This window comes from Pseudomonas sp. H3_E07 (assembly GCF_054668895.1).
In genome coordinates this window covers 247,087-261,347 of record NZ_CP162795.1, presented here as the reverse complement: position 1 = coordinate 261,347, position 14,261 = coordinate 247,087, and the positions used below count along the sequence as shown (strand labels likewise).

Genomic DNA, 14,261 nt, shown 5'->3' with positions numbered 1-14,261 from the left:
CCGCATTCGCGAGCAAGCCCGCTCCCACATTCAGTTCGGTGCCCGCAGGGGGAGTTGTGGTGGGGCTGAAGGTATCGGGTTACGCATCAACATCCCCACCACCAGCGCCCCCAGCAACCCGAATACGCCCGCCACCCACAACACCGCGCTGAACCCACCCACGAACGCCTGTCGCGCCAGCGGCTGCACCAGTGCGCGTGCCGACTCCGGCAACAAACCCATCGCTGCCGACATATCCCCGGCGACTACGCGTGAAGCAATGCCGTTAACCTGAGCCTGCCATTGTGCGCCGATGCTTGCGCTCAACAACTGCTCGCTATGACGGCTCAATAACGCCCCGTACACGCCGATCGCCAACATGATCGCGCTGAAGCGCATGGTGGTGCTCATGCCCGAAGCCATACCGGCACGGTCTCGCGGCACACAGACCATGATGTTTTTCTGCGTGTCGCCATTGAGCAGACCTGCCCCGGCGCCTGTAACTGCAATCGCCAAGGCAAAAGGCAGGTAACCTCCCACGTTTACCGCCCAGGCACTCAAGAGGTTGCCACTGCCCACCAGTGTCAGGCCACCAGCCATCATCGTAGCGGGTGTCAATCGCCCCGCCAGGCGTGCGCCAATGCGTGGGCAGATCAACAGGGTCAGCGCAAACGGCAACATGCCCAGGCCCGAGTCAATCGCGGAGAACCCCAGGCCGTTCTGCAGGTAGAACGGCAACAAGGTCATCATCACTTGGGCGCAACCGGCGTAGGCAAACATCCCCAGCAAGGCTCCGATAAAGCGCGGGTGGCGGAACAGTTGCAGGTCGACCATGGGCCGCTGTTGCACACGCTCGACGAGGACAAATACACCCAGTAATGCCGCGCCGCCGATGAGCCGGGCGTAGGTCAACGGGTTGTCCCAGCCAATGCGATTGGCTTCGATCAGGCCCCACATCAAGCACAACAGGCTGGCGCTGAAGGCCAGGCTGCCCCAGGGGTCGAGCCGTGCCGACTGGGTATCGCGGGATTCCGGGATTGCACGCAGTACCAGCGCCATCAAGGCCAGGCCCACTGGCAGGTTCAGATAGAAAATCCAGCGCCAGCCCAGGTACTCGGTGATCAAGCCGCCCAGGGTCGGTGCGGCGGTCATGGCCACGCCCATGCAGGCGCCCCAGAAGGCCCAGGCTTTGGCCCGTTCCACATCGTCGTGGAAGGTGTGGCCGATGGTGGCGAGTGCCGAGGTCAACAGCAGGGCTGCGCCGACGCCTTTGATCGCGCGAGCGATGTCCAGAAACAACGCGTTGGGCGCGGCACCGCAGCCGAGGGACGCCAGGATAAAGATGCTCAGCCCCCAGACCAGGGTTTTCTTGCGGCCGAAGCGATCGGCGATGCTGCCGGCGGGTAACAACAGTGCGGCAAAGGCCAGCATGTAGGCGCTGACGACCCATTCGATGTCGGCAAAATTTGCTCCCAGATCACGGGCGATGCTGGGCAGTGTGACGGCGACGATGTTCGTGTCGAGCACGATCAGCGAACAGACGCCGGACGCCGTCAATAAGGTGAGGCGCGGACTGACTCGGCTCATGATTGAATTACCTTGCAGGCAATGCGGAAAAGACAGTTGACGGACATTGCAAAGGCTCTCTAGTGTTCACGTGCCGTTAGCTTAATCTCGGCCGGCGACGTCTTTGTTAGCCGCCGTGAAGCACTTCATTACCTTTGAGCTAATCCTGTTATGGACATCCGTCATTTTCGCTACTTCCTGGCTGTAGCCCGCCAGCGCAACTTCACCCGGGCCGCCGAGCAGTTGGGCATTGCGCCACCGACGTTGAGCCGCCAGATCCAGGACATGGAAACGACGCTGGGTACGCGCTTGTTCGTCCGCCAGCAGCGCGAGGTCAGCTTGACCGAAGCCGGCGCCGCCTTGCTGATCGAAGCCGAAGCTACCGTGCGCCAGTTCGAGTTCGCCCAGCGCAATGCCCAGCGCGCTGGGCGTGGCGAGATCGGTCATATCCAATTGGGCTACGTGGCGTCGGCGGTGTATTCAGGGCTGTTGCAGCGGCAAATGCAGGCGTTCGCCCAGGCGTTTCCGGATGTGAGCGTGAATGTGCGCGAATGTGCGATGGCGACGTTGCCTGGCGCGGTGGCGGACGGGCGTGTCGATATTGGTTATATCCGCTCGCCCATGACCCTGCCTGAGGGTGTCGAGGCGGTGCGTCTGGACAGTGAGGGGTTTGTATTGGCGCTGCCGCAGGACTCGTGGCTGCTGGGCCTCAAGGCCATCGGTTGCGAGCACCTGCAAAACGAGACATTTATCTTGCCGGAGCAAATCAGTGGCACTTTGCAGGTGGCCGCCCAAGGCGGCTACGCGCCGCGCCTGGGGCCGCAACCCGGTGGATTGGTGGCGGTGGTGGCGCTGGTGTCACTCGGGCAGGGTGTGGCGGTGGTGCCGGCGTCAATGGTGGGGCATGTGAGTTTGCCTGGCGTGGTGTACCGCAGCATTCAGGGCAGTGACGCGTCGTCGTGGCTGTCGCTGATTCACCGGCGCTTCGAGCAAGCGCCGGCGGTGGCGCGGTATCTCCAGCAGATCAAGCAGACAGTCGCGGCTGTACCGAGTCGGCCAGGCGCGTAAGGATCAGGCAACACGACACGGCGCCGGCATCCAACACGCCGAGGGAGCGTTCGCCCAGGCGACTGGCGCGGCCGATCTTTGCCACCAGGTCCTTGGTCGAGTCGCGGCCCTGTGATGCGGCGGCTTTCATTGCGTCCAGTGCTTCGCTGAAGGAGGCCCCCGTGGCGTGTGCCTGCTCAAAGGCTTCGACCGCCGGTATCAAGGTGTCCATCAGGCACTTGTCGCCCACCCCCGCTTCGGTAATGTCCTGCAACGAGGTCAACCCGCCGCGCAGCAAATGAGCAAAAGTCGCGGCGTCGATGTCGTCGCTGTTGCGCACTTCATCGGCCATGCCGATAAACAGGCTGCCATACAGCGGACCCATGGAACCGCCGATGCCCTCCATCAGGCTGAGGGTCAGCTCGTCGAGTGCTTCGGCCAGGGTCAGTTGGCGTCCTTCGAGGGTGCGCCCGCAATGGGCGAAGCCCTTGGCCATGTTGATGCCGTGGTCGCCATCGCCGATGGCGCCGTCGATTTCACTGAGGTATTCACGGTTGGCGACGATCACGCTGACCAGGTCGCTGACGATGGCGCCGCCGTCGCGGGTGGAAAAATACTGGCTCATGGTTCACTCCGCCTGGGTCATGCCGATGGAGCGGCAGGGTTGATCGATCAGGGTTGTAAGCTCGGCGTCGAGGCCGAGCAAGGTCAGGGTTACGCCCATCATTTCCAGGGACGTGAAGTAATTGCCCACATAGCAACGGTGAATCTTCAAACCTTTGGCCGTGAGCTGTTTTTCGACCTCGGCGTAGAAAATATACAGCTCCATGACCGGCGTGGCGCCCAGGCCCGAGACCAGCACCACCACGCTGTTGTCCTGGCTGAAGTCGCGGTCGGCAAGGATCGGCGCGAGCATGCGTTCGGCCATGGCGGCGGCCGGTTCGATCGGGATTACGTCGATGCCCGGTTCGCCATGATGGCCTATGCCGAGTTCCATCTGGCCGTCGGGAATCTGGAAGTTCGGCTTGCCCACTGCCGCAATGGTGCACGGCGTGAGGCCGATACCAATCGAGCGGCAGTGGTCGACGGTCTTCTGCGCGACCCGGATCACGCCGTCCAGGTCGTAATGCTGGGCGGCAGCGGCGCCACCGATCTTCCACATGAAGATTTCCCCGGCCACGCCACGGCGCTTGGCAATCTCGGCTTTGGGCGCGGACGCCACGTCATCGTTGGCGACCACGGTGCGGATACGCATGTCTTTGCTGGCGGCCATTTTCATTGCCAGCTTCACGTTCATGTTGTCGCCAGCGTAGTTACCGTAAAGGCAAGCCACACCTGCGCCATGGTCGGCTGCGCGAAACGCGTCGAAAAAACTCTTGGCAGTGGGCGAGGAGAAGATCTCGCCGACGGCCACCGCATCCACCAGTCCCGGGCCGACATAGCCGAGAAAGGCCGGTTCATGGCCCGACCCGCCCCCGGTGACAATGCCGACGCGGCCAGGCCCAGAAGGCTTGGCCTTGACGATGACGCGTGGGTTGGTCTCGTACTGGCGCAGTTCGGGGTGCGCGACCAGAATGCCGCGCAGCATGTCCTCGACCACCTGGTCCGGATCGTTGATGACTCGATTCATAACGCGGGTTCCTGTTCTTGTTGTTAACGGTAGGCGCAGAAGCGGTGGGTGCGCGGTCAGGGTTGCAGCACCACCTTCAGCGACTTATCGCCGCGCTCCATGACAGCGAACGCTTCCTTGAAATCCGCCAGCGCAAATGTGTGTGTCACGACGTCGCGCATGTCGATCTTGCGGTTGCCGATGAAATCGATGGCGCGCGGGTACATGTACGGTCCCAGGTGCGAGCCCAGCACGTCCAACTCCTTGCGGTCGCCAATGATCGACCAGTCCACGGTGGCCTCGTCATTGAACACGCTGAATTCGACGAAGCGGCCCAGCTTGCGCAGCATGGCCAGGCCCTGGTTCACCGCCTTGTGGTGCCCGGTGGCCTCGATGTAGATATCACACCCGTAGCCGTCGGTGATCTCGCGGATTTTCGCCAGCACGTCCTCCTCGGCCGGGTTCCAGACCTCGTCGGCGCCCATGCGCAGGGCGAGGGCGGCGCGCTCCGGCTTCATGTCCAGGACAATGAGCTTTTTCGGGTTGCGCATGCGCACCGCGCCGATGATCCCGAGGCCTAGCGTGCCAGCGCCGGCGACCACCACCACGTCGTCGAAATCCACATTGGCGCGTTCCGCGGCGTGCAGTGAGCATGCCAGTGGTTCGATCAGGATTGCTTCGTCCGGGGCGATAGAGTCCGGCACTTTGTGAATGATGCCTTCCTTGGTGAAGATCATGTACTGGGCCATGGCGCCCTGCACATTGTTCTGGAAGCCATACAGGTCGTGCTTCTGGCACATCCAGTATTGACCGTGGTTGCAGAAGCGGCAGCCCCAGCACGGCACGATTTGTTCGGAAATCACCCGGTCACCGACCTTCACCCCTCGTTTCTCTGCGCCTGGGCCCAAGGCAACCACGCGGCAGACGAATTCATGGCCGGGGATCATGGGCGGTTTCACGTAGCGGGGTTGTTCGGCGTCACCCCAGAACGACGGGGCGCCGCGATAGGTCTTGATGTCGCCCATGCAGATGCCGCACAACTCGACTTTGGTGAGGATTTCATCGGGGCCCGGCACGGGCACGTCGACGGTTTCCAGGCGGTAATCTTCCGGGCCATGGCAAACCACGGCCTGCATGGTTTTCGGGATGACCGGGGACAGTTGTTCAGGTGTGCGTTCGGTGACGGTGGACATGACAAAACCTCACGACAAGAAGATGAATTACTGAATGCTGTAGCCGCCGTCGATCACCATGTTGGCGCCGGTGATCATCTGTGCGGCATCGCTGAGCAAGTACAGCGCCAGCCCGGCGATTTCTTCCGGCTGGGCAAAGCGGCCCGCCGGGATCTGCAATTTGGCCTTTTCACCCACTTCGCCGGCCCAGGCTTTCTTGCCCAGGGCTGTCTCGACGATGGTCGGGGAGATGGCGTTGACGTTGATCTGTGGGGCCCACTCCATGGCCAGTACCTTGGTCATGCCGACAATGGCGGCCTTGCTTGCGCAGTAGGCGACATGCCGGTCCAGGCCAATCACGGCGGCCTGGGAAGCGAGGTTGACAATGCGCCCGCTGCCTTGGGCGAGCATGTGCCGGGCGCAGGCCTGGGCCACGAAGAAGCTGGCCTTGAGGTTGATGTCCAGGGTGGTGTCCCAGGCGCTTTCGCTGACATCGACGGCCTTGTCCAGCAGCACCACGCCGGCGCTGTTGATCAAGTAATCCAGGCGTTGGAAGTGTGCGAAAACCGTGTCGATGGTGTGTTGTATCTGGCCGATCTGACCGAGGTCGACGACAATGCCCAGATGCCCGGCGCCCAGGCCGGCGGCTACCTCGACCACCGCGGGGTCACGGTCCAGCAGGGCCACGCGCGCGCCGCGTTCCACCAGCAGGCTGGCGCAGGCCAGGCCGATCCCGGCGGCGCCACCGGTAATCACCGCGCAATGGCCGGTCAGGTCGAAGGCTTGGTTCCAGAATCCAGACATGAATAACTCCATTTTCGAAAACGGTGGCGGTCCGATATGGGGGGCGGTGGCGCCCCCACATTTGGCACGCATTTACAGGTCAAAACCGTTATTTGCCGCCGCTGACTTGTTTGTACAGTGCATCGGCGTTGGCATTGGTGACCGGCACCCACGGCAGGATGTAGTTCTTGGCCGTGCCGTCACCCCATTTCACCTCCTTGGCATAGCGCTCCCAGATCACCGACTGCGGCTTGTAGTCCTTGCCGGCCAGTGCGCGCAGCGCCACGTCCAGCGCGCCCTGGGACTGTGCCTGGGCGTCTTGCAGGAAGGTGGTGACTTCGTCTTTTTTCGCCGCCTGGATCGCGTCGGGCATCCCATCGATCGAGGTGACGGGCACATCCTTGGAGGTCAGCCCGTGGGACTTCAGGGCCTGTACGGCGCCGAGGGCCATGTCATCGTTCTGCGCGATCACGCCGTTGATCCCTTTGGGGTGGGCGTTCAGCCAGTCTTCGGTCAGTGCCAGGGCCTGGGCGCGGTCCCAGTTGGCGGTCTTTTTCTCGATGATCTTGATGTCTGGGTGTTTGCCCAGCACTTCCAGTTCGCCTTTTTCCCGGTCGATCTGCGCCGACTGGCCAATCGGCCCCTGGATGATCACCACGTTGCCTTTGCCATTGAGCTTGTCGACCATGGCCTGGGCCTGCAGGCGGCCGCCCTCGACATCATCGTTACCCACATACGGCACGGAGGCATCGGCTACTTTCGTATTGGAGGCGATGACCACCACGTCGTTGCTCATGGCCGCCTTGACGGTGCCGACGCCGGCCTTGGTGTCGATCGGTACGAACAGGATGGCGTCGTAGCGTTGGGTCACCATGTTTTCGATCTGGTTGTTCTGGGTGAGGGCGTCGTAGTTGCCGTCGAACACGGTCAACTGCACGGTGCCGTCCTTGACCGCCGGGTGTTCCTTGAGCTCGCGGACCCAGTTCTGCATGAACTGGCCCTTGAGGCCGTAGACGGCTGCGCCGACCTTGTAGGTCTTGCCATCGGCGGCCATGGCGATACTGCAGGCGAGCAGGGAGAGGGCCGCTGTGGCGGCCAGGGTGGTACCAAGTTTCATGAGTAGAACTCCGGTTATTGTTGTAGGTCGTTCTCTAGCGTTTTTTCTTGCGCCACACGTCGATCAGTACTGCGAACACGATGATCAGGCCCTTGGCGACCTGTTGGTAATAAGAGGACACGCCGAGCAGGTTCAGCCCGTTGTTGATCACCCCGATCAACAGTGCGCCGAACAGCGTGCCGACAATGCTGCCGGTGCCGCCCGACAAGCTGGTGCCGCCGATCACCACGGCGGCAATCGCGTCCAGCTCATAGGAAACCCCGGCCTGGGGCAGGGCAGAGGTGGTACGGGCCGATAGCACCACGCCAGCCAGTCCGGCGAGCAGGCCCGAGACCACGTACACCGAAAACATCACCTTGCGCACGCCGATGCCTGAGGTGCGTGCGCTCTTTTCATTGCCGCCCACCGCGTACACATAGCGGCCGTAAGTCGTGTAACGCAGCACCATCCAGAAGATCAGTGCGACCACGGCAAAGATGATGATCGGCACGCCGATCGGGCCGATCTTGCCGATGCCCAGCGCCAGGTAGGCGTCGGGCAGGTCGGTGATCGGGCTGCCATCGTTGAGGATGAAGGTCATGCCGCGCGCAATGCTGAGCATGCCCAGGGTGGCCACGAACGGCGGGATCGATAAGTTCGCGACCATGAAGCCGTTCACCACGCCAAGCATCGCGCCTGCAAACATCCCGGCACTGACCGCTGCCAGCAGGCCATAACCCTGGGTCGCGACCATGGCGCTGCACAACCCGGCAAAGGCCAGGATCGAACCCACCGACAGGTCGATGCCCTTGGTCAGGATCACATAGGTCATGCCTACCGCGAGGATGCCGTTGATGGAGGTCTGGCGCAGGATGTCCATCCAGTTGCGCCAGGTCATGAAGTACTCGCTGGAGAACGCCATCACCACGCACAGCAGGATAAACACCAGCGGCAGGCCGAAACGGTCGAGGGACAGACGCAGGCGATTGCGCGGCGCGGCAGTAACGGGGGCTGTGATGGTTTTGGCATTCATGAGGCAAGTCTCAACAAGGCTTCCTGGGAAAGGGCGGTGTCGGTGCTGATGGTCACCAGCCGGCCGCCCTTGAATACGGCGATGCGATCGCTCAGGTGCAGCAGCTCCGGGGCTTCCGAAGACACCACAATGGCGGCGCCACCGCCGCGTACGAATTGGTCGAGCAGGTGGTAGATCTCCTGCTTGGCGCCTTCATCGATGCCGCGGGTCGGTTCGTCGCACAGCAGGCAGACCGGCTCGGTGGACAGGCATTTGGCGAGTACCACTTTCTGCTGGTTGCCGCCGCTCATGGACGCCACCGGTAATTCCAGGGACGTGGTCTTGATCTGCAGGCGCTTGACCATGTCCTCGGCCAGCTGGGTTTCCTTGCGCGCATTGATCAGCGACCAACTCGACAGGCGCTTGTAGGCCGACAGGGCAATGTTGGAAAGAATGCTGCCGGTGAGCACCAGGCCGCTGTCCTTGCGGTCTTCGGTGACCAGGGACATGCCGGCATTGATGGTCGCCTTAGGCAGTCCGATCGGCATGGGTTTGCCTTGCAAGGTGACGCTGCCGGAGTCCGCGACCGTGAGGCCGTAGATGCAGTTGAGAAACTCGCTGCGCCCCGAGCCCATCAAGCCATAGATGCCGAGGATTTCGCCTTGGCGCAGTTGCAGGCTGATGTCGTGGAACTCCCCGGCGCGGCTCAGGTTGTCGACTTGCAGGCAGGTGTTGGCAGCGCATTCGCGGCCGACCTTGTGGTCGATGCGGGTCAGTTCCTGGCCGACGATGCCGCGTACCAGATGGTCGCGATCAATGTCCGCCATGCGCCCGCTTTCAACAAAGGCGCCGTCGCGGAAGATGCTGTAGTCGTCGGCGATCTGCGCCAGTTCGCTCAGGCGGTGCGACACATAGACGATGCCGGCGCCCTGGGCAGTCAGGCGGCGGATGGCCTTGAACAGGGTTTGCGCCTCGTGTTCGCCGATGGCCGAAGTGGGTTCGTCCATGATCATCACCTGGCAGTCATGGCTGAAGGCCTTGGCGATTTCCACCAGTTGGATCTGCGCGACGCTCAAGCGGTGCATCGGGCTGGTGGCATCGACGTCGAACTCAAGGCTGTCGAGCAATTCGCGGGTGCGGCGGTTAAGGGCCTTATTGTCGACGATGCAACCGGCGCGGCGTGGTTCGCGCCCCAGCCAGATGTTCTCGGCGACTGTCATGTAGGGGATAGGTTCCAGCTCCTGGGTGATCATCGCGATCCCCGCTGCCAGCGCTTCACTCGGGCGGTTGAACTGCACCGGCGCGCCGTTGAGCAGAATGCTGCCGGCGTCACGCTGGGTGATGCCCATCAGGATGCTCAGAAATGTCGATTTGCCCGCGCCATTGCCGCCGCACAGGGCGTGGACGCTGCCGGCCCGCAGAGAGAGGCGCCCGTCACGCAAGGCAGGGACCCCGGCGTAAGCCTTGGCGACGTGTTCAGCCTGGAGCAGTAATGGCCTGGCCATTGGCGTGTCCTCGTGCTGTGAATTCTTATTAGGTCGCACAGTCATGTTTCGCTGTGAGCATATGTGTATCAAATGAAATTCTGATCAGTCAATCTCTTTCATGTAAAAGCCATAATTCTGATCTTGTGCGTGAATAACGCCTATTTAGGCGCCATTGACTGGCGAGTCAGTTAAATCATGCTTGACAGTGAGGGGTGGTTGACCGCGAAATGTGTGAGCATAATTTCACTGACTGATCATATGATCGGTCATAAACACGATCACGGCAGTGGAGCCAGACGCCATGAACACTCCTTTCCCGGTGGCTATCGGATGCGATGAAGCTGGTTTTGAGCTTAAAGAGCTGTTGAAGCGCCATATCGAGGCGCTGGGTTACCCGGTGACCGACTTCGGCACCCATTCCACCGCGCCCGTGCTTTACCCGGACATCGCCCTGGCCGTGGCCAACGCGATCAATGCCGGGCAGCAGCGGCTGGGTGTGTTGGTGTGTGGCACCGGGATTGGCATGGCCATTTCCGCCAACAAGGTGTTGGGCATTCGCGCGGCCCAGGCCCACGACACCTATTCGGCGGAGCGGGCGCGCAAGAGCAACGATGCGCAAATCCTGTCCATCGGTGCGCGGGTGATCGGTGCGGAGCTGGCCAAAAGCATCGTCAAATCGTTTCTGGAGTCGGAGTTTGAGTCGGCGCGTTCCGGCGCCAAGGTCGAGCGTATCAATGCGATCGAGCGCGACGGGCATCAGTAGTGGACTAAACGGGGCAAGAGTCGGGAGAATGCGCCTTTGACGCCGAAACGGAAGCCCGTCCCCATGAGTGACAGTACCCAGCGCATTGCCAGCGATATCGATCAGATGACCGAAGTGGCGATGCTCTATTACCTCGAGAACGTCACTCAGGAAGCCATCGCCAAGCGCTTCGATCTGTCGCGGGCAAAGGTCAGCCGCCTGCTTAAGCGTGCGCGCGATGAAGGGATTGTCGAGGTGCGCGTGCTGCAGCATCCGGCAATGAACAATGAGCTGGAGCGCGCGTTGGTGGAGCGCTTCAAGCTGGATCGCGCATTGATCGCCGTCGACCACAGTGAGCCTGACACCCAGCGCTCGGCCGTCGCCAGCCTGGTGGCCAACTACCTGAACAAGACGTTGAGCGACGGCATGATTGTCGCGGTGGGCATGGGGCGCAACGTCGGGGCCGTGGCCGACAACGTGTTCTTGCCGGTGACACGCAATTGCACATTTGTCTGCGCCATCGGTGGTTCGCTCAAGGCCGGCGAATACATGAACCCCGACCATATCTGTCGGCGCCTGGCGCTGCGCTTCGGGGGGGAGAGTGAAAGCTTGTATGCTCCGGCCCTGGTGGCGAACCCGGAATTGCGCGGGGTGCTGATCAATAACGACACCGTGCGCTCCACGCTGGATCGGGCGCGGCGTGCGGATATTGCGTTGATCGGTATTGGCGACATGAGCGAAAACAGCAATATGGTGCGCATGGGGTGGTTTTCACCGCAGGAAATCGCCCAGGCGCGTTTGTCCGGCACTGTCGGCGACATGATGGGGTATGACTTTATCGACATTCACGGCCAGCCTGCGGTCAACGCCATACAGGGCAGGGTGATTGGGTTGACGGTGCCGGAGTTGTTTCGCATCCCGGATGTGGTGGCGATTGCCAGCGAGAACACCAAGGCGGCGGCGACCCTGGGGGCGTTGCGGTCGGGGGTGATCAATACGCTGGCCACGACGGTGACCAATGCGCACACCATTCTGGCGTTGGACGACGCTACCCGAAAATCCTGACGCCTGCAGGGGGGTACAGATTTAGTAATAGTTTCGCGCTGTAGGAAATTTGTGTTTCAGATGTAGGATTCAAGTCCTTTTGCTATGTCAGGACTTGCATGAACACCCTCTCGGAGCCCCCCAGTCGTCTTTCCCCAAGACTTACGCTGCCGCTGTTCCCTCTGAAGCACCCCGTATTCCGACTGCTAACCTTGTACCGGTCCACTGACCGCGCCTTGCCGTGCCCGGCATTCTGAAAATCGATGACTGAAGAGACTCAATAAATGGAATGGTTAGCGGATCCAACGGCCTGGCTCGGCCTGTTGACCTTGATTGTGCTGGAACTGGTGCTGGGCATCGACAACCTGGTGTTTATCGCGATCCTGGCGGACAAGTTGCCACCGGAGCAGCGTGACCGCGCGCGGTTGATCGGCTTGTCCCTGGCGCTGCTGATGCGTCTGGGCCTGTTGGCGAGTATTTCCTGGCTGGTGACCTTGACCCAGCCGTTGTTCGAGGTGTTCGACAAGAGCTTCTCGGGCCGTGACCTGATCATGCTGTTTGGTGGTGTGTTCCTGCTGTTCAAGGCCACCATGGAATTGCACGAGCGCCTGGAAGGTCATGTGGCCCAGCGTACCGGCAATGTCGCCTACGCGATGTTCTGGCCGATCGTGGCGCAGATCGTGGTGCTGGATGCGGTGTTCTCCCTGGATGCGGTGATTACCGCCGTGGGCATGGTGGACGAGTTGGCGGTGATGATGATCGCGGTGATCGTGTCCATCGGCCTCATGATCGTGGCAAGCAAGCCGCTGACCCGCTTCGTCAATGCGCACCCGACAGTGATCATGCTGTGCCTGGGCTTCTTGATGATGATCGGTTTCGCCCTGACCGCCGAAGGCCTGGGTTTCCATATTCCAAAGGGCTACCTGTACGCGGCGATTGGTTTCTCGATCCTGATCGAAGTGTTCAACCAGATCGCCCGTTCACGTCGCAAGAAATCGGCCCAAGGCGTGCTGCCGGTGCGTGAGCGCACGGCCCATGCCGTGATGCGCTTGTTGGGTGGTCGCAGCCTGGCCGTGGAAGAAGTGGGTGAAGAGGTCGCTGACCTGTTGGGCGAGCCGGATGCCGCGCAAGGCCCGCTATTTGACCGACGTGAGCGCGTGATGATCAGCGGTGTGCTGCAGTTGGCGGAACGCCCGATCCGCACGTTGATGACCCCGCGGGCCAAGGTCGACTGCATCGATCTGGCGGACGATCCTGACAGTATTCGCTTGAAGCTGATGCATTCGTCCTACTCACGGCTGCCATTGATCCGCAACGGCGCCGTCGATGAGCCGCTGGGCTTCGTGCACAAGAAGGAATTGCTCAAGGAATACCTGGCCGGCAACGAGCCGAACCTGGAGCACCTGGCACGCCGGGCGATCAATTTGCTGGACAGTTTCTCGATCCTCAATGCCCTGGAGCAAATGCGCCAGGAGTCGACCCATATCGCGTTCGTGATCAACGAGTTCGGTGATTTCATGGGGGTGTTGAGCATGACCGATATCCTGGAGTCCATCGCGGGTGAGTTGCCGGATGCCAGCGAAATCGAGGGCCCGGATATCGTCGAAGAGGGCGATGGCTTCCGCGCCAATGGCGCCTTGAACCTTAACCTGGTTCGCCAGCGCACCGGCTTCAGGGCGACTGCGACCGAGGACTACCAGACATTGGCCGGCCTGGTCATGAGCCTGCTCGACCGCCTTCCGGTAGTGGGCGATAGCCTGGAACATGAGGGCTGGCGCCTGACGGTCGCGGCGGTGGAGGAGCGGCGGGTGACGCAAGTTTGCCTGACGCCTTTGCCTAAGGCGTAACGGCGGGTAGTTGGGTGTACTGCTTGAAGGCACTGTTCAGCGCTTGCTCGCCAAGGCCGGGAAGGGCTTCGAGCAGTCTCTGGTTGTGGTAGATCAGCAGCATCGGGATGCGGTCGACACTTGGGTGTCGTGGGGTGTCGAGGCAATCAAGGATCAAGATTTTGACGTGGTCCTTGTAGTGTTCGCTGATGCGCATGAAGCGTGGCAGTGCGTCACTGCACGCCGTGCAGTCATGTGACATAAACACCACAAAAACGGGCTGCGCCGTCTCCAGTTCGCGCTCAAACGCAGCCTTGTCCGCAATCACGGCATTCACATAGTTCATCGACATTCCCCTCCAGGCATGGCTCACGCTAAGGCGGGAAGGTGTTCGGGTCTACTGTCAACCTTCACAGGTCGCCGTTAGGCTCCACCCGTTCACGCGCCTTGCGTGCCTGGCTCGCACATTTCTTGTATTCCAGATTGTCTCGTGAGGCCTTTGCCTGGCGGTAGCCATGGTGGTTCTGACTGGTGTAGTTGGTGCTCAAGGCGTCATTGAGCTTGCGTAGTTCCGCTTTGCATTCGCGACGGTCGTTGTTGGCCGAGGCACTGCCGGCCGTCAGGAAAGCGAGCAAAACCAGGGTGAGACGGAGCTTCATCAGGGCGGGGTCCTTGTCGGCAGAGATGCGCCAAGGCTAGTCCAGTGTGGGGATTTTTCCAGGCTGCATGCGCACTGCAACGGTGCGCGGCAAAGTCGTTGTGGCGCACTCGATTGTGGCCTGTCACCGGCATTTGGGGCCTTGGGTAGCAACGTGATTCCAGATGCTGGCGTAACGCCTTGCTGCTCATGAATAGTCATCTGACTGATTTATAACAAATTTATATGCGTCATATTTTT

At 61.3% G+C, this 14,261-nt stretch carries 14 protein-coding genes; 4 read left to right on the top strand and 10 right to left on the bottom strand.

Going from position 1 to position 14,261, the window contains the following annotated elements; translation table 11 throughout:
- Positions 1-30: 30 nt before the first annotated feature.
- Complete coding sequence (locus AB4O08_RS01135; RefSeq protein ID WP_106119698.1) at positions 31-1,566, bottom strand: MFS transporter; 1,536 nt, start codon at positions 1,564-1,566, stop codon at positions 31-33.
- Positions 1,567-1,716: 150 nt separating this feature from the next.
- Between AB4O08_RS01135 and AB4O08_RS01130 the strand changes: the two genes are divergently transcribed.
- The gene (locus tag AB4O08_RS01130; RefSeq protein WP_021491707.1) at positions 1,717-2,613 is read left to right on the top strand and encodes a LysR family transcriptional regulator; all 897 of its coding nucleotides are present in this window, start codon (positions 1,717-1,719) and stop codon (positions 2,611-2,613) included.
- Here AB4O08_RS01130 and dhaL read toward each other — a convergent pair.
- From dhaL to AB4O08_RS01095, 7 genes are all read right to left on the bottom strand, one after another.
- Positions 2,570-3,217, bottom strand: coding sequence for a dihydroxyacetone kinase subunit DhaL (gene dhaL, locus AB4O08_RS01125; protein ID WP_010210985.1), 648 nt, complete (start codon positions 3,215-3,217; stop codon positions 2,570-2,572). The two genes, AB4O08_RS01130 and dhaL, sit on opposite strands and share 44 nt — an antisense overlap.
- A gap of 3 nt (positions 3,218-3,220) precedes the next feature.
- A complete protein-coding gene (locus AB4O08_RS01120; RefSeq protein ID WP_010210984.1) occupies positions 3,221-4,222 on the bottom strand; it encodes a dihydroxyacetone kinase subunit DhaK in 1,002 nt (333 codons plus the stop codon).
- A 56-nt stretch (positions 4,223-4,278) separates the two neighbouring features.
- Positions 4,279-5,394 carry an erythritol/L-threitol dehydrogenase gene (locus tag AB4O08_RS01115; protein ID WP_010210982.1) on the bottom strand — a complete coding sequence of 372 codons (1,116 nt, stop codon included), beginning with the start codon at positions 5,392-5,394 and terminating at the stop codon, positions 4,279-4,281.
- A 27-nt stretch (positions 5,395-5,421) separates the two neighbouring features.
- A complete protein-coding gene (locus AB4O08_RS01110; RefSeq protein WP_021491706.1) occupies positions 5,422-6,177 on the bottom strand; it encodes an SDR family oxidoreductase in 756 nt (251 codons plus the stop codon).
- A gap of 88 nt (positions 6,178-6,265) precedes the next feature.
- Positions 6,266-7,273, bottom strand: coding sequence for a substrate-binding domain-containing protein (locus AB4O08_RS01105; RefSeq protein ID WP_010210978.1), 1,008 nt, complete (start codon positions 7,271-7,273; stop codon positions 6,266-6,268).
- A gap of 34 nt (positions 7,274-7,307) precedes the next feature.
- A complete protein-coding gene (locus tag AB4O08_RS01100; protein WP_010210977.1) occupies positions 7,308-8,285 on the bottom strand; it encodes an ABC transporter permease in 978 nt (325 codons plus the stop codon).
- On the bottom strand, positions 8,282-9,769 hold the full coding sequence (locus AB4O08_RS01095) for a sugar ABC transporter ATP-binding protein (protein WP_010210976.1): 1,488 nt from the start codon (positions 9,767-9,769) through the stop codon (positions 8,282-8,284). Before AB4O08_RS01095 ends, AB4O08_RS01100 begins: the two co-directional genes overlap by 4 nt.
- Before the next feature lie 283 nt (positions 9,770-10,052).
- Here AB4O08_RS01095 and rpiB point away from each other — a divergent pair, with 283 nt between their 5' ends.
- The 3 genes from rpiB to AB4O08_RS01080 all read left to right on the top strand — a co-directional run bounded on the left by rpiB (position 10,053) and on the right by AB4O08_RS01080 (position 13,384).
- On the top strand, positions 10,053-10,514 hold the full coding sequence (gene rpiB, locus AB4O08_RS01090; RefSeq protein WP_010210973.1) for a ribose 5-phosphate isomerase B: 462 nt from the start codon (positions 10,053-10,055) through the stop codon (positions 10,512-10,514).
- A 63-nt stretch (positions 10,515-10,577) separates the two neighbouring features.
- Entirely contained in the window at positions 10,578-11,558 is a 981-nt protein-coding gene (locus AB4O08_RS01085; RefSeq protein ID WP_010210972.1) for a sugar-binding transcriptional regulator, read from the top strand.
- A 263-nt stretch (positions 11,559-11,821) separates the two neighbouring features.
- The gene (locus AB4O08_RS01080; protein ID WP_010210971.1) at positions 11,822-13,384 is read left to right on the top strand and encodes a TerC family protein; all 1,563 of its coding nucleotides are present in this window, start codon (positions 11,822-11,824) and stop codon (positions 13,382-13,384) included.
- Here AB4O08_RS01080 and AB4O08_RS01075 read toward each other — a convergent pair.
- Together AB4O08_RS01075 and AB4O08_RS01070 are read right to left on the bottom strand one after the other, a co-directional pair.
- Positions 13,374-13,715 carry a thioredoxin family protein gene (locus AB4O08_RS01075; RefSeq protein ID WP_231501106.1) on the bottom strand — a complete coding sequence of 114 codons (342 nt, stop codon included), beginning with the start codon at positions 13,713-13,715 and terminating at the stop codon, positions 13,374-13,376. The genes AB4O08_RS01080 and AB4O08_RS01075 overlap by 11 nt on opposite strands.
- 58 nt (positions 13,716-13,773) lie before the next feature.
- Positions 13,774-14,022: a hypothetical protein gene (locus AB4O08_RS01070; RefSeq protein ID WP_460114648.1), complete on the bottom strand. Its 249-nt coding sequence runs from the start codon at positions 14,020-14,022 to the stop codon at positions 13,774-13,776.
- Between the last annotated feature and the right edge of the window lie 239 nt (positions 14,023-14,261).

Bases quoted from the DNA above. Each gene is read 5' to 3' on its own strand.
- AB4O08_RS01135 (WP_106119698.1), bottom strand. From the start codon at position 1,566: ATGAGCCGAGTCAGTCCGCGCCTCACCTTATTGACGGCGTCCGGCGTC.
- AB4O08_RS01130 (WP_021491707.1), top strand. From the start codon at position 1,717: ATGGACATCCGTCATTTTCGCTACTTCCTGGCTGTAGCCCGCCAGCGC.
- dhaL (WP_010210985.1), bottom strand. From the start codon at position 3,217: ATGAGCCAGTATTTTTCCACCCGCGACGGCGGCGCCATCGTCAGCGAC.
- AB4O08_RS01120 (WP_010210984.1), bottom strand. From the start codon at position 4,222: ATGAATCGAGTCATCAACGATCCGGACCAGGTGGTCGAGGACATGCTG.
- AB4O08_RS01115 (WP_010210982.1), bottom strand. From the start codon at position 5,394: ATGTCCACCGTCACCGAACGCACACCTGAACAACTGTCCCCGGTCATC.
- AB4O08_RS01110 (WP_021491706.1), bottom strand. From the start codon at position 6,177: ATGTCTGGATTCTGGAACCAAGCCTTCGACCTGACCGGCCATTGCGCG.
- AB4O08_RS01105 (WP_010210978.1), bottom strand. From the start codon at position 7,273: ATGAAACTTGGTACCACCCTGGCCGCCACAGCGGCCCTCTCCCTGCTC.
- AB4O08_RS01100 (WP_010210977.1), bottom strand. From the start codon at position 8,285: ATGAATGCCAAAACCATCACAGCCCCCGTTACTGCCGCGCCGCGCAAT.
- AB4O08_RS01095 (WP_010210976.1), bottom strand. From the start codon at position 9,769: ATGGCCAGGCCATTACTGCTCCAGGCTGAACACGTCGCCAAGGCTTAC.
- rpiB (WP_010210973.1), top strand. From the start codon at position 10,053: ATGAACACTCCTTTCCCGGTGGCTATCGGATGCGATGAAGCTGGTTTT.
- AB4O08_RS01085 (WP_010210972.1), top strand. From the start codon at position 10,578: ATGAGTGACAGTACCCAGCGCATTGCCAGCGATATCGATCAGATGACC.
- AB4O08_RS01080 (WP_010210971.1), top strand. From the start codon at position 11,822: ATGGAATGGTTAGCGGATCCAACGGCCTGGCTCGGCCTGTTGACCTTG.
- AB4O08_RS01075 (WP_231501106.1), bottom strand. From the start codon at position 13,715: ATGTCGATGAACTATGTGAATGCCGTGATTGCGGACAAGGCTGCGTTT.
- AB4O08_RS01070 (WP_460114648.1), bottom strand. From the start codon at position 14,022: ATGAAGCTCCGTCTCACCCTGGTTTTGCTCGCTTTCCTGACGGCCGGC.